Consider the following 16,761-nt stretch of genomic DNA (forward strand, 5'->3'; position numbering starts at 1 on the left):
CCCAGGAAGCCCAGAGGTTCCAGGCGGGCGAGCTCAGGAGGGCAGCGCGCGTGACAGCGCCTGCCGTACCGCCGCGCGCACGGGCGCGGGGACCTCATCCCCGGGGATGCGCCGGCACAGGGACACCGTGCGCTTGAGCGCGTCACACGCCTCGCTGCAGCGGGGGCAGCGGGACAGATGGTCCTCCAGGCGCACACAGGCGGCCTGGTCCACCTCCTCCACGGCGAACTCCGACAGCTCCTGCGCCAACTCCGGACACCCCGCGCCCTGTCCGTGGGCGCCCTCCCCCAGGAGGGTGGCGAGGTGCTCGCGCATCTGGAGCCGAGCGCGGTGCAGCCGGCTCTTGAGCGCCCGCACCTCGATGCCCACCACGCCAGCCGCCTCCTCGGCCGTGAGCCCCTCCACGTCCCGGAGGATGAGCACCTCTCGATGCGCCTCCGGCAGCGCGAGGATGGCCGCCTGCAACACTTCGCCCATCTGCCGCGCGTGGGAGACCATGTCCGGCGTCGCCTCCTCCGCCGCGACGTGCGTGGCCGCGGGCGAGTCGAGCGGCTGGAAGTCCTCGGGCGCGCCGACGCGGCGGCGGCGCAGGCGGAAGCAGTGCGTGCGGGCCACCTGGTACAACCATGTGGACAACGCCGCGTCTCCCCGGAACGCGTGGATGCCCCGGAAGGCGGTGAACAGCGTCTCCTGGAGGACCTCCATGGCGTCCTCCTCCGAGCCGCACATGCGCAGGCCAAAGCGGTACACCTGCTTCTCGTGACGGGCGAGGACTTCGTCCAGGGCCTTGTCGTCACCAGCGCGCACGGCCTCCATCAACTGCTCATCGGTTCGCGTCGACATCCGCCCTTCGCCTCCTCATCGGAAGAACGCCCGGTCACCAGGATGCCTTCCTGGATGGCGCCAGGAGGTTACATGGCGGAGACCTAGCGCCGGTGCTGAAGCGACAGGCCGAGTTGACCGCTGGCCGCGCCATGGCCGGGAGGCCGCCAGCTCCCTCCCAGCGTGGCTCGAAGCGCCTGCCGGTGGAGATACCAGCTGAGCCCGGCATCCAGCCGCGCGCCGCCCGGGGCGTCCGCCAGGGCGCCGCCCGTGACTCGCGCCACCAGCGCCCACGGCTCGAGCACCGTGGCCCCTGGGCCTGGCAGGTTGAAGCCCGCGCGGACGTGGGCGAGCAGCGCGTGTCCCTGGGGGGAGGCCACCTGGTGGAGCTCGGCGGAGAGCACCAGCGGACGCAGGCGCAGGAGCGCGTCCACGCCCCAGGAGCGTGCGTCGCCCCCGGGCTCCGTGCTCCCTTGCAGGGCCAGGGTGAAGCCCTGTCTGAGGCCGAAGTCATTCATGGGCAGGCTGAGGGAATACGACTCCGCCTCGGGCGCGCCCAGGGTGAGGGCGGCGCGGGCCACGAGAAGGGGCGGTCGCCACGCCCCCTCCGGCCCGGGGCGGTACACCACCAGGCCCGAATCATAACGCACGCTCCAGCCCTCCCCCCGGAACAGGCCCCCCACGTCCACCCCTGGCGCGCGCCCAGACTCCGTCCCGGTGAGGTGCTCGCGCAGGGGGCCTTGCGTGATGGCCTTGTCCAGCGAGTCCACCTCGAAGCCACTGGTGAGGCTCTCCCGGCCCACCTGCGGACGGAACAGCCCCACGCTCAGCCAGGCACGCTGGGGCAGCACGGTGAAGGTGGCGCTGGCCTCGTGGAGGGCCAGCGGCGGCCCCTGGAGCGGACCGGGTAGGAGGACGAGCCGGTCGAACGACACCTCCAGTCCGCCCCGCACCCACGGCGACCCGGTCAGGTGGAGCCCCACCCTCCCACGTCGCAGGCTCACGGCGGCGGCGCCCGGGGCGCTCAGCCCCTGGTCGATTCGGACCTGGAGCGCCTCCCTGATTTCCAGCCGCGGCCCCTCGTCCACCACCTCCTCGGCCCGGCCCGGCCGCGCCATGCCGGCCAGGGCCAACAGGCAGAGGGACAGCACGGTCCGCGTCCTGCGCGTCGCGCGCTCCATGGGGGGCCACGACTCGCTAGTAGCGGATGACCTGGTAGCCCTCGGCCACCAGGCGCGACAGCTCCGCCACACCGTCGTCCACCACGTCGGCCTGGGGCTGGAGCTTCTTCGGGTCGATGCCAAACTTCTGCAGCGCGGTGCCGCACGCCACCAGCCGCACGCCAGCGGCCTTCGCCGCCTGTGCCGCCTCGCGGACCTCCGCCGGCACGGCCTTCACCGTCGGGTCCAGCGCCACCACCGCGCGGCCGTAGGTGAGCCACACCACGTCCGAGAGGTAGCCCGACTCCTTGGCGTTCTTCACGTGCCGGAGGGAGCTGGAGAGGGTGAGTAGGTCTTCCAGGCCCGTGGTGGCCACGAAGACGAGCTTGCCCTGGCGAGCGGGCACCTCCTTCTTCGCGGGCTGGGACGGCGGCGCGGCGAGAGAGGCCAGGGGCGCGGTGACGAGCGCGATGACGAGCAACGGCAGGAAGCGATTCATCTGGACGGACTCCGAAGGGGTTCGAGGACTACTGGATGGACAGCACATGGATGAGCCCCCAGGCGGACAGCGCCAGGGCGGCGAAGCCAACGAGGCCCGCGTAGACGACCCGCATGCCCGCGCGGCGGACCATGCTCAGGTGGGTGCCAAGCCCCATGGCCGCCATGGCCATCACCATGAGGAAGACGCTGGCGGTGGAGAGCCACGCCTTGGCGGCGGCGGGCACCACGCCCACCGTGCCCAGCACGCCCACCGCGAGGAAGCCGATGACGAACCACGGGATGGGTGGCTCCTTCAGCGAGTAGCGCACCTGCCCGCCCGCGCCGGAGACCAGCCCCAGCACCACGAGCGCGGGAGCCAGCAGCACCACGCGGGTGAGCTTGACCAGCGTGCCCAGGTCCCCGGCGGAGGTGCCCCAGGTGAAGGCCGCGGCCATGACCTGCGCCACCTCATGCAACGTGGCGCCCGACAGGATGGCGAGCTGCGCGGTGCTCAGCCCCAGCAGCGGCCCCACGAAGACGTAGAAGAGGACGCCCACCGTGCCCAGGATTCCGCACAGCCCCACCGCCAGCGTGGTGTCCTCCTCCTCCGCGCGGGTGACGGAGCTGGCGGCCACCACCGCGCTGGCGCCACAAATGGAAGTCCCCACCGCCAGCAGCGTGCCCAGCTTCTCCGGCACGCCGAAGCGCGTCGTCACCCAGCGGATGCCCAGAATGCCGCCGACGATGACGACCAGGGCCAGCAGCAGCACGCGTGGGCCCACCTTCGCCACCAGCCCGAAGTCGAGCCGCGCTCCCATCAGCACGATGCCCAACCGCAGCACCGTGCGCGCCGAGTAGCGCGTACCCTCCATCAGGCCGGGGGCCAGCCCCAGGGCCGTGCGCAGTGAGATGCCAATCAGCAGGGCCACCGTGAGGGGCCCCACCACCTTGAGGCCGGGGAGCGTGGCCAGCCCGTAGCTGACCACCGCCAGTCCAGCGGCGAGCCCGAGCCCCGGCAGCCGCCGGCGCCAGGGGCCTCCGGGCGGAGGCGCGGCGGAAATCGAGTCGGAAGCGGCGAGAGGTGCGGTCATTTCGGGGGGGCGGTGGGGGGAAGTCTCGCTCACGGTTGAACCTGCTGGGTGCGGAGCACGGCCGGCAGGTCCTCGCCCACCGCGCGGCCCTCCAGCGACTCGCTCAGTCGCGGCTTGCCGGCGAGGAAGCGGCGCACCGCCTCGTGCGCGTCCACGTCGAGCACTTGCGGCTCCTGGACACCGGGGATGCGGCAGAGCATGTCCGGCGAGTCCCCTTCCCGCTCGCAGGCCGTCACGGTGTAGAGGCGCTCGTCCACCACCGGCTCGCCAGCGACCTCCAGGGCGAGGAGGCGCTGTCCCTTGGGGGCCTCCGAGCGGAAGCGCACCGTCATCCCCGAGGGGCGCGGCAGCCACCCGCCGAAGCGCTTCTCCGGGTCCTTCGCGAAGACGTTCTCCAGTTCCTGCTCCCAGAAGGCGCGAAGCTGACGGCCACTCACCTTGCCCCTCTTCAGCTTGTTGGTGATGGGAAAGAAGTTCCACAGGTCCGCCTCGCGCACGGGCCCGGGCAGCAGCGGCGTGCCGAAACGAAACCCATTGGAGAGGCCAATCTCCGTCCCGCCGACGGCGCGGATGGCGTCAGCCAGCACGTTGTCCAGCGGGTTCTCCACCACCGCGTAGCGTGCGAGCGTCACGTCGGTGTGCCCCACCGGCGAGGACAGCTTCTCATCATAAGGCGCGAGCGCGGCGTCCACGAGCCGCGCCACCTTCGGGTCCTCGGGGAAGCGCGACGCGGTCAGCTCGATGAGTTCCCAGCGGCGGTCCACCACCTTCCCGTCCTCCAGCCACAAGTCCATCCGGCCGAGGAAGGAGCCAAAGGCGCCGGGCTCCACCACCCAGCTCCCCGCCTGCTCGATGGGCTCATAGGTGCGCTCGTGCGTGTCACTGGAGAGGTGGGCGTCCACACCGGGCACCCTGGCGGCCAGCCCCACGGCCTTGGCGAGCCCCACGTGCGTCATCAGGAGCACCACCTGTGCGCCCTCGCGCTCGCGCACCTCGCGCACCAGCTCCGGCAGCGCCTCCGGGCCGTCGTAGCGCAGCCCCTTGCTGTACCCCGGGGGCTGACGGCGCGGGACGTCCGGGTCCGTGAAGCCCACCACGGCTACCTTCACCCCGCCCACCTCCTTCACCAGGTACGGCGGGAAGAGCCGTTCACCGCTGGCCGCATCACGCAGGTTGGCAGCGAAGAGCGGATGCTTCAGCTCACGGGCGCGCTGACGCAGCACCGCGGGGCCGTACACCACCTCCCAGTTGCCGGGCACCGCGCCGTCCAGCCCGAGCGCATTGAGCGGTTCGATGAGGGCGCCACCCTCGGTGAGGGCCGCCGCGCCCGAGCCTTGAATCGTGTCGCCGGCGTCGAGCACCAGCACGTCACCACCTCGCTCGGCCCGAATCTTTTGGATGGCGGCGGCGACGCGGGCGAAGCCGCCCGCCATCTCGATGCGCTCCTTCCCATCGCGCCAGAAGAGCTCCGGGTGGGCGCGCATTTGCGCATGCAGGTCCGCCACGTAGAGGACTGTGAGCTGCTGGCGCTGAGACGTGGGAGCGCTGGCGGTGACGGGGGGCCGGGATGAAGCACAGCCGGAGGCCAGGGCGACCAGCGCGCCGAGCGCGAACAGGAGACGGGACATCGTGGAGCACCTTGCGAGGGGTGAAAGGAGACAGCGGAGGTGACACGAGGTGCGCCGCGCGAAGTTCCCGGACGGCGGCTCACCTCGAACGCCTCGCGCATCACGGCCACGTCGACATGGGGCCGAGATTGAAGACGTCCTGGAACCCCTGCTCCTTCAACAGGCGCTCGGCACGGCCGCTGCGCGCGCCACTGCGGCAGTAGACAACCACGGGCGTCTGCGGCGAGCCAAGCTCTCCAAACCGCCGTACCAGTTCATCCACCGGGATGTTCACCGCGCCTGGCAGGTGACCGGAGGCGAACTCCTCGGGCGTGCGGACATCCACCAGCGTGGCGCCCGCCTCCACCCTGCGGCGGGCCTCGGACCCCGCCGCGGCGTCACCTGGACGCGGGCGCGTACAGGCGGCGAAGAAGAGACCCATGAACACGGCGGCGACGACGAAAATGACCTTCATGGCGCGGCTCCAAGCGACACCGGTGGCCACTGGCCCCCGGGAAGTGCGTACAGCCTGATGAGAGCCGTGGCGACGGCCAAAGGATTCAGCGCCCTTCCCGCCCGGCAGCCCGGCCGCGACAAGGGCACGCGGACGCGCGCACTCCCGCCTCCCCCAACGGCCGTCGGAGACGGTTCGGCCGCCGCTTCCGGGCTGGCCCCGCCCCAGCCGCCTCAGGGAGAGAGGCGGGCCAGCGCGGCCAAGAGCACCGCGGGCTCCAGTTCAGAGACGGCCAGCGCGGCCCGCTCGCCCCCCCCAGGCAGCACGCAGATGCGCTCTCCCACGGGCCCTTGCGTGCACCGAGGCCCGTCACCAGCGAAGCGGGCTGCCTCCTGCGCCGCCGTCGAGCCCGGCAGGGGAAGGAAGAGCGTCATCGCCTTGCCCCCTTCGTGCCGGTACAGCAACGAGGCGGAGAGCTTTCCATGCAACCGGCAGCGACGGGCCCCCAGCAGCGTCGCGCCTGGCACCACCGGCACCTCCACCGGATAGCCCACCTCCCGCTCCACCCACGCCTTCACCTCGGCCGGGTCCGAGGACTCGAACTCACAGGGGGCGATCCGGGAGAAGGCCTTGAGGTGGTGCCGCTCGAGGTCCATCGCCAGCGCCTCGTTCATGCCACTGGGCCATGATGTCCAGAGGACCCCCACCGACGCGAGCACCGCGGCCAGGCCCGCCGCCAGCCTCCGCCTGGGGAAGAACGGCCGGGGGCGCGGCACCAGCCGCGTGACACGCTCCGCCAGTTCGGGCGGTACTCGCTGCTCCGCGGCGCCCTCCGCCCTCAGCGCCTGCCGCAGCGACGCATAGCGGGCAGCCTCCCGGGCACAGCCCGCGCATCGGGACAGGTGGTGCGCCACCGCCTGCTGCTCATGCGCCTGGACCTCACCGTCGAACCACGCGGAGAGACGCTCCTGCCACTGGGGGCTACAGGCTTCCATGAACCTTCTCCTTCTCGAGGAAGTCGAGCATCGCCAGCCGCGCCCTCGCCAGCCGCGAGCGCACGGTGCCCACCGGGCAGCCCTGCACCTGAGCAATCTCCTCGTAGCTCAGCTCCTCGACTTCCCGCAGCCACAACGTGTCGCGCCACTCCGGCGCCAGGGAGTCGAGCGCCGCCTGCATCCCCGCACTCAAGGTGCGGGCGTGCAGCTCCGCCTCCAGGTCCGCGGAAGGCTCCGGAGGAAGCGCCCGGCCCAGCCCGCCCTCCAGCACCTCCAGGTGAGGCCGCAGACCCCGGCGGGAGTTGAGGTACACGGTGCGCTGTATGGTGAGCAGCCAGGCCTTGAGGCGCTCGGTCTCTCTCAGCGCGCCGCGCTGCTCCAGGGCGCGCGCCAGCGTCTCCTGTACCAGGTCATCCGCCTCCGCGGCGCTGCCCGTCAGCCGACGCCCCACCCGTCTCAAGACGGGCAGGTGCTCCAGGGCACGTTCGATGAAGGCGCGAGCGCTCACGGGCATGAGGACACGACGGGGCGGGTAAAAGGTTCCCGGTAAAGGACGAGGGTGCTCGGGAAGCTGGAGCGCCCTTGTCTCCTCGTGGCGGGCACAGGGTCACGGAGCGGGCGTCGCGCCCACGCTCGGCGTCCCAGGACGCTGTGAGCCCGCGCCTACACCGATTCGAGCTTGCAGCACCTGCGCCAGGTAGAAGCCCGCGAACATGGCGGGCACGAAGACAAGCAACGGGAAGGCCCCGGTCGCCAGCGAGGTGAGCGCGGGACCGGGGCAGTAGCCGCCCAGCCCCCAACCCACGCCAAAGAGGGCCGCGCCCACGAGGAGCTTCGAGTCCGGCTTGCTGGCTGGGAGCGAAGGGAACTTCGCGGCGAACAGCGGCTGCGCGCGCTGGTGGATGAGGGGCCGCAGCGCCGCGTGAACTGCGATGGCGCCGCCCATCACGAACGCGAGCCGGTAGTCCCAGTCGCCTGCGATGTCGAGGAAGCCGAGGACGTTGGCCGGGTCCGTCATGCCGGCGAGGCCCAGGCCGAGGGCGAAGATGAGGCCGCTGAGGAACGCACTGAGGGAGGGACGCATGGGGGCTTTCTCTAGAGGACGTGGCGGACCAGGAAGACGGTGAGGACGCCGGTGGCCATGAAGGTGAGCGTGGCGGCGATGGAGCGGACCGAGCCCCGGCTGATGCCGCAGACGCCGTGCCCGCTGGTGCAGCCGTTGCCCAGCCGCGATCCGAACCCCACCAGCAGTCCGGCCCCCGCCAGCAGCCAGAGGCCGCCCGCGCTCGGGGCCGAGGGCCCCGGGAAGGAGCCAGGGCGCAACCAGGAGAGCAGCAGGCCCCCGGCGAGCAGCCCGGCGAAGAAGAGCACGCGCCAGGCGACGTCACCGCGCACGGGGGCCAGCAGCGAGCCCACCACGCCGCTGATGCCGGCGACCCGGCCGTTGGCCAGGAGCAACAGGGAGGCGCTCAACCCGATGAGGGCCCCGCCCAGGAGAGGAAGGAGGATGGAGGAAGTCATGTCTCAGTAGGAGCCAGGTTTCGGTGAAAAGGATTCACCGACGTCGGCCGAATCCTTTGTTCGCGCCCCGGGCTCTCATGGGCAGGAGGCTTCGACATGATTTTCCGGCAGCTTTTCGATTCCGAGTCCTCGACGTACACCTACCTCATCGGCGACGAGGCCACCCGCCAGGCCGTCCTCATCGACCCCGTGTTGGAGCAGGTCGACCGCGATCTGCAACTGGTGGCCGAGCTGGACCTCACCCTCACCCACGTCTTCGACACCCACGTCCACGCCGATCACATCACCGCGTCGGGCGCGCTACGGGAGCGCACGCAGGCCACGGTGGTGGGGAGCGTGAACGGCGCCAGTTGCGCCAACGTCCAGGTCCGCCACGGGGACGAGGTGCGCGTCGGGAAGCTCGTCTTCCAGGTGCTCGCCACCCCGGGGCACACGGACGACAGCATCAGCTACCTGCTCGGCGACCGCGTCTTCACCGGGGATGCGCTGCTCGTGCGCGGCAACGGCCGCACCGACTTCCAGAACGGGAACGCGAGCCAGCTCTACGACAGCCTCACGCGCGTCCTCTTCGCCCTCCCCGATGAGACACTCGTCTACCCCGCCCACGACTACAAGGGCCGCACGGTGACGAGCATCGCCGAGGAGAAGCGGCACAACCCCCGCGTGGCCGGCAAGAGCCGGGAGGAGTTCATCCACATCATGGAGAACCTCAACCTGCCCAAGCCCAAGCTGATTGACGCCGCCGTCCCGGCCAACCGCGCCTGTGGACACACGGCGCCCTCACCCCAGGGGGCCTGAGCTCCCTGGCCTCTTCGCAGGAGTCCCGACCATGACACCCCGCCCCTATCAGGACATCACGCCCTCGCAGCTCGACACGCTCGGTCCCGAGGTGCGGCGCATCGACGTGCGCGAGCCGGACGAGTACACCGGCCCCCTGGGCCACCTGCCCGGAGCCGAGCTCATCCCCCTGGGCACGCTCGAGGCCGCCTCCACCGCGTGGCCCCGCGAGGCGCCGCTGCTGCTCATCTGCCGCTCGGGCGGGCGCTCCGCGCAAGCGGCGCGGCTGCTCGCCCACGGCGGCTTCAAACACCTCTTCAACCTGGCGGGCGGGATGCTCGCCGTGCGCGAGCCGCTCGCGCCGCGGCCCCAAGGCTGAGCGCGCGTCGCGACAGGACGGACACCATGCCCCTTCTCGGCTTCTCCCTCGCGGCGCTCATGGGCCTGTCGCTCGGCCTGCTCGGCGGCGGTGGCTCCATCATCACCGTCCCCATCCTCGTGTACGTCCTGGGCTTCGGGGCCAAGGAGTCCATCGCCATGGGGCTGGCCGTGGTGGGCGTCACCAGCCTCTTCGGCGCGGCGAGCCACTGGCGCAGGGGCAACGTCCAGTGGAAGGCGGCCCTCGTCTTCGGGGCGGTGGCCATGGCGGGCACCTACGCCGGGGCGCGCCTGTCCGCGCTCATCTCCGGGACGACGCAGCTCCTGCTCTTCGCCACGGTGATGCTCGTCTCCGCCGTCCTCATGTTTCGCAATGGCCGGAAGGACTCCGCGCAGGCGCCCGAGCCCCGGAAGGCGTCCTTCCCCTTCATGGCCCTGGCCGCGCTCGGGGTGGGGGGCCTCACCGGTCTGGTCGGCGTGGGCGGCGGCTTCCTCATCGTCCCGGCGCTGGTGCTGCTGGTGGGCCTGCCCATGAAGCAGGCGGTGGGCACCAGCCTGCTCGTCATCGCCCTCAACTCCCTCGTGGGCTTCGCCGGCTACCTCGGCCACGTCGAGGTGCCCTGGGTCTCCCTTGGCATCTTCACGGCCATCGCCGTGGTGGGCATCCTGATGGGCACCTGGGCGTCCCACTTCGTCTCCCAGGCGACGCTCAAGACAGCCTTCTCCGGCTTCCTCGTCGTGATGGGCGTCTTCATCTTCTTCAAGAACCGGGAAGCGTTGGGGCTGGGGGGCGGCGCCTCCACGACGCAGAATGCCCACTGACGTCACGCAGGACTCCAGGAGGAGCACCATGGCCGAGCAGCCCCCCGACGCCGCCGCTCAATGGGACGCACGCTTCAGTCACCCGGCGTATGTCTATGGCACCCAGCCCAACGACTTCCTCGTGGAGATGGCGCCGCGCCTGCCTCCCGGCGGGCGCGTGCTGAGCCTCGGTGAGGGCGAGGGCCGCAACGCCGTCTACCTCGCCTCCCTGGGCCACGCCGTCACCGCCGTGGACGCGTCGAGCGTGGGCCTCCAGAAGGCGAAGCGGCTGGCCGACGAGCGCGGCGTCAATATCGAGACGCGCGTCAGCGACCTGGCGCACTTCACCTTCGCACCGGAGGCGTGGGACGCGGCCATCGTCATTTTCTGTCACCTGCCCCCCGCACTGCGGCGGCAGGTGCATGGCGCGCTGGTGAAGAGCCTCCGCCCCGGTGGCATGGTCCTCCTCGAAGCGTACACGCCCGCTCAGCTGGGCTTCCGCACGGGCGGACCGCCTGTCGAGGAGCTCCTCTACACGGCGGAGGCCCTGCGCGAGGACTTCGCGGGGCTGGAGCTGCCCGTGCTCCGTGAGCTGACGCGCGAGGTCCGCGAGGGGACCCTGCACACCGGAAGGGCCGCCGTGGTGCAGCTCGTCGGGCGCAAGGCGACGTGAGCCCGGACCTGCGCGGGCGGAGGACACCTGCTCCGGCGCCGTGTCCGCCCTCGCCACCGACAGAGCCCAAGCCGGTGCGTCGCGGTGACGAGGGAACAGCCCGCCGTACGTCGTAGGACGACTCAGGGACCGCCATGCCCCCCCGGTGGCGCCGAAAATCTGCCGACGGGTGTGTCTCGCCGCTCCATCTGGGCGCGCAAGGACGTCCGGCTCGTGTTCGGCGCGGTTGGGACGCTGCTGCTCCTGTCCATCTGCTTCGACAACCCCAACCGCCTGGCGACGTTTCTGGGACTGCTGGTCGGCGGGCTCGCCTTCGCATCGCAGAACGCGGTGCTGTCCGTGCAATGAGTCGTTTGGCGTGTTGTACGCGATTTCACCAGACAGGAGGACGGGCACGAGAGAGAGGCCTTTCACAGTCCAAACGTGTGCGGAAATCGCAGACGGCCTCGGGAACGATGCCGAATACCCCTTGGCGCTGGCATACGCCGCACTCGCAGTCCGGCGTCTCGCACAGCGCATGGGGCCGAGCCTCCTCGGGGATGCCGCCCAGCGAGTCCTCCTCGCCGGCTTCGATTCCGGCGATTTCCTGTGCATCGGCGCCGTCCAGAAGGACGGCCTCGTCTACTCTCGTAGCAGCGCGGTGATGGCTTCGTGAGCGCTGTCGTGTGGCCCTCCGAGTCGGGGCCACACGCGACACCGGAGGCAAGCCCTAGATCTTGAAGTTCGGAATCGTCGCCAGCTCGGCACTCAGCACCGACCGTCAATGAAGGTCGGGAGCCTCTGTCACGCGCTCGAACGACACGCCCAGGTTCCCGACCCGTTCGAGCGCGTTCTTGATGTCCTCCGAGACAATGAAGGCGATCTTGAACTTCTTCAGCCGAAAGACGTGCGCGCCCTCAGTCTTCGAGGGGTCGATTCGCAGTCCGTAGATCCAGTTGTACTCTCCTTCATATCCAGGGGCAGGGTCGTCCTCGTCATAGTGATGCACCTCCCGGCATCGTGCCTCGTCTATGGCGTCAACCACCTTGGTTGCATTGACGACGAAGTACCGTTCGGGCTCTCCCTCCACCGTCACCGGAAACAGTTGGACGTCATCGGGAGCCAGTGTTCTGAAGACGTTCGCGAGTGCTTCGCTGCCGATGGGAGTTCCCTCTACCCCTGCGAACACGAACCCGCGCTTCTTCCCGGGATGTGAAATGTGGGCCTTGATGGGTCCAGAGTCTGGGAGGACGCGACCATCCGCGAACATCCAAGGCTCGTCAAACGCCTCACCAGAATCCCGTATCGGCGTCTCAAGAAGCCACTGGGGCACATCGCCAAGTCTCACCCAATAGAAGTTCCGTTCCAACCTACCCTCCTACTTCACGATGAAGCTGCGCAATTCCGAGCCCGGTGTGAGCAACTCATCTGCAATCTTCGCGAGTGCCTTCATCAAACTGGCCCGGCAACTCTCCGTCGTTCGGCAGCGCGCAACAGAACGATTGAGGCGCTGAAGCACCTCATTGTGATAGAATTCGGGGTGAGGCCCTTCGTGCCCATTGAGCCGGACCTTGTTTGCAGCGTCCTCAAGAGTCATCCCGGCCTTCTTGAAGACCTCCTCGCACCTCGGCGTCCATGGCCCCCCGGTAGTGTCGGCAATGGGGTTCTTGTTCGTGCAGATGTGATGAACGGGCCCGACCTTGTCGCCCGGGAAGCGCCCGTCCGAGTACATCGCCAGGGCCGCAGCGGCTCCGGGCGCCAGGGCAACGTTCCGCACACCAGCAGCGGGAAGCGCGATGGACGTGACACCGCCGCCCATCGCCGCTCCGAGCTGAAATCCCGACTCGGCCTGCGCTCGAAGCGCGGCTTGAGGAAAGCCAGGGAGCTTCGGCCCCTGGGCTGCCATCGCGTTCTTTCCTCCAAGCGCCGCCATGACGACGAGCACCAGGACGCGCGTGCCGTTCGTGCCGAGCACCCGCCCAAACCGATGCCCGATGTCCTGTAGCTCGAAGACGCTCATCGCCCTCCCCGCATCATCCCACAACCGGACGAATCCGCGCCCAATCTCCCAGACGGACACCACGCCCAGGTACGCCACCATCGCCGCCGTCAGTGCTACCGCGATGACCTTGGTGACGGGCTCGGGAAGCGCCACCGTGAGGAGCAGGGTCAGCGCGGCCGACGTCACCAGGGCCTTGAGCGCCGCTGGGTTCAGCACCTTGCCGACCTCGGCCTCGACGCCCTCCCAAACGGTGTCGAGCGCGAAGGACAGTGCCATCAGCGTCCGGTCCTTCCGGGAGAACGTCAGCCCCGTTCCACCCACCAGGGTCAAGCAGTCGTCCGCATCGGGACAGATGCGCGCGTACAAAGACTCAGGTGAACTCCCCGACCCCGAATCCGCGAGGCCCTTCGAGGACGCCAGCAGGGTCCTGGAGCGCACCCATTCTCGCTCATCCGCCACTTCAGCTGCTCGGAACGCAACATCCATGCGCATGTCGAGAATGAGCCGCGTGAGGGCAGACTTGAATTCGTCCTCGCTCACTTCGACTGGGTCAACATCTACCGACTCGTGGACGACTCGCTGACCATTTCCAGCATCGATATTGACGATGCGAGTGGTCGCACATCCCGCCGAAAGAAGCAGCAAAGACACTACGGAAACCAATCTCATAGCATCCCCCGAGGACGCCCCTGGGAATCAGGAGGCGCTGCAGCCTGACTTTGGGGTCTGACAACTTCAGCAGAGCTCGCGCCGTGAAAGCGCTCCCGGTGGGTCCGGTGTCTGGCCATTGTCGCGGACGGTAGCGCTTTCGTGGACGAAGGCGTGTTGACGAGCCTCTGGCTGGAGATCTACCGGCACGATGGGCTGCAGCAAGCCTTCGTCCAGCTAGATCCGGCCCTCATTGCGCGCTGAGTGCGGACGACATGGCTCCCGACAAGTTCGCGCTCTTGGGCTGCGTCGTCCTGCTCATCACGTCCACGGGATGCCCTGGCTCCGCGACGGGTGGTGTCGCCGTGCGCCCCGAAGACAGTCCAGGACCTCAAGAGTGCCCAGAAGACACACGAAAGGTGATGAGCTACCTGCATCTGTTCGTCGGTGAATCCGCATGGGCGCAGCTCGACGCGAACCAGACCCGGGCACATCCCATCACCCTATACGACGGCCCGATTGAGAGCGTGCTTGAGGAGGACATGGGGCTCCTTGAAGCACCAGCTCGACTCCATGGCCGGGTCTGGGCCAGCGGACCACAGGCCGTCATCCGCTACCATGCCGCCCAGCCCATGAAAGGCGGCGATCAAATTCCGATCTGCGCGGTGGCTCGCCTCGGGTTCGGGCTACACCGGAAGCGACCCGAGTCCAAGCCAGGGACGGCCATCCTCGACTCTCCCCTGGCAGGGGCCTACATCGTGGACGAGTTCCGGTGAGGAAGCAGGACCGCTGAAATTGTCGCGGCCCCTCGGCCTGGTTGGAACAACGCCCGAGCGCTGATCGCGGCGGAAAAGAAAAAGGGCTGGTTGCTTGAAGCAACCAGCCCTTCTTTCTTCGTGGAGCCGACACCCAGGCTTGAACTGGGGACCTACTGATTACGAATCAGTTGCTCTACCGCTGAGCTATGTCGGCGCGACAGGTGCGCGGGGAGTACCATGGCGGCTCATGTCCGGCAAGCAGAAATGAAGGCAGGATCCCACCATCCCCGCCAGCACGCCCGTTTCCGCGCGCCCGCATCGTTGGTTTTCCAACCATCCCCACGATTGACCACCCTGACACGGATGACACACCGCGTCTGTCGCAGGTGACACATCGCGTTGGCATAAGTGCCCGTTATCGCTCCAGATTCTCGGGAGAGGACGGGTGCATGGCGCGGTTGAACTCTCGGAGCGCCTATGTACATAAGGGCCCCGCTACCCCCACGTGCCTCGCCCACGAGCGGCGACGCGACAAGGAGCATCTTCCGTCATGGCCAGCGAAGAGAATTTCATGCGTGCCCCGGCCCCTACGCCCAAGCGCACCGTCTACACCGAGGCGATGGAGATCTTCCATCGTGCCGCGGACCTCATCGCGCTGGACAAGCGCGTCCGCCTCGAGTTGGAGGAGCCGGACTACGAGCACATCTTCTATGTCACGGCGAAGCTGAAGGACCGCCTCGTCCCGCTCTCCGAGGAGAAGGCGCGCACGTTCTCCAACCTTCCCGAGACGCAGGTCCGGAACAAGGAGGGCCTGGAGCTGCTGGCCAACGGCAACATCATCCTCAACGGCCGCGCCCTGCTGGGCTCGGACGTGGACATCCGCCAGGGCCACCTGCGCCTGCCCGACGGCAAGGTGTACCAGCTGGTCCCCGGTGAGTCGCAGCGCTTCAAGGCCTACCGCGTGCAGCACAACCAGGCGCGCGGCCCCTACAAGGGCGGCCTGCGCTACCACCGCGAAGTGTCCCTGGACCTCTTCAAGGCCCTGGCCGCGGAGATGACCTGGAAGACGGCCATCGCCGAGGTTCCGTTCGGCGGCGGCAAGGGCGGCATCCAGATTGACCCGCGCGAGTACGGCCGCGAGGAGATCGAGGCCATCACCCTGCGCTTCATGTACCGGCTCAAGAGCATGATTGGCCCGGACATCGACATCCCGGCGCCGGACGTGGGCACCAACCCCGGCATCATGGCCCTGCTCTACCGCCAGTACTCGGACGGTGAGCGCGAGCGCCACAACCTGCGCGGCATCGTCACCGGCAAGGACGTGCGCATCGGTGGCTCCGAGGGCCGCAACAAGGCCACCGGCCAGGGCGTCGCCTTCTGCATCGAGGACTACTACGCCGACCGCGGCGAGTCCGTGAAGGGCAAGACGTTCATCCTCCAGGGCTTCGGCAACGTGGGCAGCCACGCCGCCAACATCCTGTCGCAGATGGGCGCCCGCCTGCTCGCGGTGAACGACGCCGACGGCACCATCTTCAATGGTGACGGCATCGACGTCGCCGCGCTCTCCGCGTACGTGCAGGACTCGAAGAACCTCAAGCGCAGCGTGCTCGGCTTCCCGGGCGCCCAGCGCATCGAGAAGAAGGACCTTTGGGACGTCCAGGCGGACATCCTGGTCCCCGCGGCCCTGGGCGGCGAAATCACCGCCGAGGTGGCCGAGCGCCTGCGCGTCAAGCTGGTGGCCGAGGGCGCCAACGGCCCCACCACCCCGGAGGCCGACCGCATCCTGGAGAAGCGCGGCATCGAGCTCATCCCGGACATCATCGCCAACGCCGGCGGCGTGACGGTGAGCTACTACGAGTGGATCCAGAACAAGCGCATGGAGCGCTGGAGCGAGGCCGAGGTCGACCAGCGGCTCGAGCGCGCCATGAAGCGCAACTACCGCATCATCCGCGACATCTCGCGCAACCAGCCGCGCAAGACGGAGATGCACGACAGCCGCCAGTACTGCATCGGTGAGGCGGTGGACACCCGCTGCGCCGCCATGATTCTGGCGCTCAAGCGCATCGAGGCCCACTACCTCCTCGAGGGCTTCTCGCAGTAGTCGAAGCCACGGGCACCCGCCCACCGCTGGAAACACGAAGGGCACGGTCCTCCATCTGGAAGGCCGTGCCCTTTCGTTTGTTCCGGGCCCCGGGCGAACGTCAGTGCATCACCCGCTCGCGGTCCACCAGCAGGAGGGGCGCGTCGTCCTGCGTCTCATAGGCCACGATGCGCAGCCCCACGCCGCGGCTGCTGCCCTCGCGCCCGTCCTTGCGCCCGAAGGCCAGGGCCACCTGGTAGCGGACCTCGCACAGGCACGTCATCTCCGTCCCGTCCTCGCCAGCGAACGTCACCTTCAGCTTCTCGCCCAGGCCCACCTGGTCCCGCACCTCCACGAACATGCCCCGCGTGCTGATGTTGCGGCCCACACCCCGAAGCATCCCATCCTGGGTGGTGAGGTAGACGGTGAAGACCTTGTCGAAACGCAGGTGGGAACGGCGCTCGTGAGGACGCTCAAACATGGGGGTAGCTCCCGGAACAGGTGGTGACAGGCGCAACCTACACGGTAGCTATAT

General features: G+C 69.0%; 21 protein-coding genes and 1 tRNA gene. 8 read left to right on the top strand and 14 right to left on the bottom strand.

The features are described from left to right. Positions 1-33 precede the first annotated feature (33 nt). The 10 genes from OZ403_RS22425 to OZ403_RS22470 all read right to left on the bottom strand — a co-directional run bounded on the left by OZ403_RS22425 (position 34) and on the right by OZ403_RS22470 (position 8,130). Positions 34-843 carry a sigma-70 family RNA polymerase sigma factor gene (locus tag OZ403_RS22425; RefSeq protein ID WP_140855528.1) on the bottom strand — a complete coding sequence of 270 codons (810 nt, stop codon included), beginning with the start codon at positions 841-843 and terminating at the stop codon, positions 34-36. Positions 844-926: 83 nt separating this feature from the next. After that, positions 927-2,003, bottom strand: coding sequence for a hypothetical protein (locus OZ403_RS22430; protein ID WP_140855530.1), 1,077 nt, complete (start codon positions 2,001-2,003; stop codon positions 927-929). A 16-nt stretch (positions 2,004-2,019) separates the two neighbouring features. Continuing rightward, positions 2,020-2,481, bottom strand: coding sequence for a DsrE family protein (locus OZ403_RS22435; protein WP_237077321.1), 462 nt, complete (start codon positions 2,479-2,481; stop codon positions 2,020-2,022). A 28-nt stretch (positions 2,482-2,509) separates the two neighbouring features. Then, positions 2,510-3,586, bottom strand: coding sequence for a YeiH family protein (locus OZ403_RS22440; protein ID WP_268781689.1), 1,077 nt, complete (start codon positions 3,584-3,586; stop codon positions 2,510-2,512). Then, on the bottom strand, positions 3,583-5,181 hold the full coding sequence (locus OZ403_RS22445) for a bifunctional metallophosphatase/5'-nucleotidase (RefSeq protein ID WP_268781690.1): 1,599 nt from the start codon (positions 5,179-5,181) through the stop codon (positions 3,583-3,585). Before OZ403_RS22445 ends, OZ403_RS22440 begins: the two co-directional genes overlap by 4 nt. 100 nt (positions 5,182-5,281) lie before the next feature. Next, a complete protein-coding gene (locus tag OZ403_RS22450) occupies positions 5,282-5,635 on the bottom strand; it encodes a rhodanese-like domain-containing protein (RefSeq protein WP_268781691.1) in 354 nt (117 codons plus the stop codon). A 212-nt stretch (positions 5,636-5,847) separates the two neighbouring features. After that, positions 5,848-6,609: an anti-sigma factor family protein gene (locus OZ403_RS22455; RefSeq protein ID WP_268781692.1), complete on the bottom strand. Its 762-nt coding sequence runs from the start codon at positions 6,607-6,609 to the stop codon at positions 5,848-5,850. Next, positions 6,596-7,123: an RNA polymerase sigma factor gene (locus OZ403_RS22460; protein ID WP_268781693.1), complete on the bottom strand. Its 528-nt coding sequence runs from the start codon at positions 7,121-7,123 to the stop codon at positions 6,596-6,598. Before OZ403_RS22460 ends, OZ403_RS22455 begins: the two co-directional genes overlap by 14 nt. 93 nt (positions 7,124-7,216) lie before the next feature. Further along, positions 7,217-7,693, bottom strand: coding sequence for a DUF6691 family protein (locus OZ403_RS22465; RefSeq protein ID WP_268781694.1), 477 nt, complete (start codon positions 7,691-7,693; stop codon positions 7,217-7,219). A gap of 11 nt (positions 7,694-7,704) precedes the next feature. Beyond that, entirely contained in the window at positions 7,705-8,130 is a 426-nt protein-coding gene (locus OZ403_RS22470; protein WP_268781695.1) for a YeeE/YedE family protein, read from the bottom strand. Between the two features lie 96 nt (positions 8,131-8,226). Here OZ403_RS22470 and OZ403_RS22475 point away from each other — a divergent pair, with 96 nt between their 5' ends. The 6 genes from OZ403_RS22475 to OZ403_RS22500 all read left to right on the top strand — a co-directional run bounded on the left by OZ403_RS22475 (position 8,227) and on the right by OZ403_RS22500 (position 11,414). Further along, a complete protein-coding gene (locus tag OZ403_RS22475; RefSeq protein ID WP_140792847.1) occupies positions 8,227-8,928 on the top strand; it encodes an MBL fold metallo-hydrolase in 702 nt (233 codons plus the stop codon). 31 nt (positions 8,929-8,959) lie between these two features. Then, positions 8,960-9,286 carry a rhodanese-like domain-containing protein gene (locus tag OZ403_RS22480; RefSeq protein ID WP_140792849.1) on the top strand — a complete coding sequence of 109 codons (327 nt, stop codon included), beginning with the start codon at positions 8,960-8,962 and terminating at the stop codon, positions 9,284-9,286. 26 nt (positions 9,287-9,312) lie between these two features. Beyond that, positions 9,313-10,107, top strand: a complete 795-nt coding sequence (locus OZ403_RS22485) for a sulfite exporter TauE/SafE family protein (RefSeq protein WP_268781696.1) — start codon at positions 9,313-9,315, stop codon at positions 10,105-10,107. A 28-nt stretch (positions 10,108-10,135) separates the two neighbouring features. Next, entirely contained in the window at positions 10,136-10,759 is a 624-nt protein-coding gene (locus tag OZ403_RS22490; RefSeq protein ID WP_268781697.1) for a class I SAM-dependent methyltransferase, read from the top strand. A 171-nt stretch (positions 10,760-10,930) separates the two neighbouring features. After that, on the top strand, positions 10,931-11,107 hold the full coding sequence (locus OZ403_RS22495) for a hypothetical protein (protein WP_268781698.1): 177 nt from the start codon (positions 10,931-10,933) through the stop codon (positions 11,105-11,107). Between the two features lie 10 nt (positions 11,108-11,117). Next, positions 11,118-11,414, top strand: a complete 297-nt coding sequence (locus OZ403_RS22500; protein ID WP_268781699.1) for a hypothetical protein — start codon at positions 11,118-11,120, stop codon at positions 11,412-11,414. A 105-nt stretch (positions 11,415-11,519) separates the two neighbouring features. On the opposite strand, the gene OZ403_RS22505 is transcribed toward OZ403_RS22500, so the two are convergent. Both OZ403_RS22505 and OZ403_RS22510 read right to left on the bottom strand, forming a co-directional pair. Continuing rightward, the gene (locus OZ403_RS22505) at positions 11,520-12,107 is read right to left on the bottom strand and encodes an imm11 family protein (protein WP_268781700.1); all 588 of its coding nucleotides are present in this window, start codon (positions 12,105-12,107) and stop codon (positions 11,520-11,522) included. Positions 12,108-12,116: 9 nt separating this feature from the next. Then, complete coding sequence (locus tag OZ403_RS22510; protein ID WP_268781701.1) at positions 12,117-13,409, bottom strand: AHH domain-containing protein; 1,293 nt, start codon at positions 13,407-13,409, stop codon at positions 12,117-12,119. A 254-nt stretch (positions 13,410-13,663) separates the two neighbouring features. Here OZ403_RS22510 and OZ403_RS22515 point away from each other — a divergent pair, with 254 nt between their 5' ends. Next, positions 13,664-14,164 (top strand): hypothetical protein, encoded by a 501-nt coding sequence (locus OZ403_RS22515; protein ID WP_268781702.1) that lies wholly within the window; start codon positions 13,664-13,666, stop codon positions 14,162-14,164. A gap of 121 nt (positions 14,165-14,285) precedes the next feature. On the opposite strand, the gene OZ403_RS22520 is transcribed toward OZ403_RS22515, so the two are convergent. Then, a tRNA-Thr gene (locus OZ403_RS22520) sits at positions 14,286-14,360 on the bottom strand. A 336-nt stretch (positions 14,361-14,696) separates the two neighbouring features. Here OZ403_RS22520 and OZ403_RS22525 point away from each other — a divergent pair. Beyond that, the gene (locus OZ403_RS22525; protein WP_328285459.1) at positions 14,697-16,247 is read left to right on the top strand and encodes a Glu/Leu/Phe/Val family dehydrogenase; all 1,551 of its coding nucleotides are present in this window, start codon (positions 14,697-14,699) and stop codon (positions 16,245-16,247) included. A 100-nt stretch (positions 16,248-16,347) separates the two neighbouring features. Here the strand turns inward: OZ403_RS22525 and OZ403_RS22530 are convergent, their stop codons facing one another. Further along, positions 16,348-16,707, bottom strand: coding sequence for a PilZ domain-containing protein (locus OZ403_RS22530; protein ID WP_002638616.1), 360 nt, complete (start codon positions 16,705-16,707; stop codon positions 16,348-16,350). Positions 16,708-16,761 lie beyond the last annotated feature (54 nt).

The sequence above is a fragment of the Myxococcus sp. NMCA1 genome (genome assembly GCF_026810205.1).
Lineage (GTDB): Bacteria > Myxococcota > Myxococcia > Myxococcales > Myxococcaceae > Myxococcus > Myxococcus xanthus_A.